The organism is Spiroplasma endosymbiont of Lariophagus distinguendus, from assembly GCF_023846195.1.
GTDB lineage: Bacteria > Bacillota_I > Bacilli_A > Mycoplasmatales > VBWQ01 > Spiroplasma_E.
Genome location: NZ_JALMUW010000126.1, coordinates 1 through 1,032 on the forward strand (window position 1 = coordinate 1; position 1,032 = coordinate 1,032).

Consider the following 1,032-nt stretch of genomic DNA (forward strand, 5'->3'; position numbering starts at 1 on the left):
GTGATAAAGAACCTAGCACTGTCAATATCGAGTAAAAATTTCCCAAAAATATTTACAAAAAAAATAAATTATTTTAGAAAGTTACAATTTTAAATATAAACACAAATTTCAAATAACCCTAAAACTTTAGTTCCAAATTTTTATTTGTGAACTTTTTTTATTTTTTAAAAAAAGATTGATTAATTTATAAAATTTGTTAAAAGATAAGCATAAACTAAATATTTTAAGATAGGAAAAATAAAAAATGTTAATTAAAAATATTGAAAATCAAAAATTATTGTTTGATTCTAAATTTATTGAAGTAAAAATAGAGAATGGTTTTATCTATGTTGAAGAACCTTGATGTAATAATCAAGGTGTTGCTATTTTACCCTATGTTTTAAAAGATAATGAATATTATTATTTGCAAATTCAGAAAGAAAAAAACCCAGCTCATGAAATAGTATCTAAAATTAGTCAGAATAGTACTATTACCGGTGGAGTTGAGAGTTTGGACTATTATACAACTGTTGTAAAAGAAATGTGAGAAGAAACTGGTATTGATATTAGTGGAAATAATGTAGTAATTAATAGATTTAATCATTCTTTTGCAAATAAATCAAGTAACAAAAAATGATTTTTGTATGCCATTGATTTGACTAATTTAAATTTAGATATCAATAAAATTTATTATGGAAAAGGTGGAGATGGAACTGAATTTGAAAAAGGAATTCATGCTAAATTTGTTACTAACGAATCATTAATAAGTTCTAATGATTTACTATCTACTGCTATTAAAGGAAAATTAGCAATTAAAAAAGAAATTAATGATTTTCATTTCAATATTTTTAAAAATAAAATTCAAAATATAACAAATATAGATTGAAATGTAGAACAAAAACTAAAAAATTTTTTCGACTATAAAAATCTCAATCCTATCACTAAAAAAGATGAAAAAGATAAAGAATATAATGATAATGAACCTTTAGGTTTCCTTCTACACTATGCAGTAGATAATGGTTATTTTGAAATAGCTGAATTTTTAATTCAACG

At 21.9% G+C, this 1,032-nt stretch carries 1 protein-coding gene; it reads left to right on the top strand.

Going from position 1 to position 1,032, the window contains the following annotated elements:
- Positions 1–244 precede the first annotated feature (244 nt).
- Positions 245–1,032 (top strand): hypothetical protein (locus M0D11_RS06025; protein ID WP_252321008.1); only part of this gene is annotated, 788 nt, incomplete at its 3' end.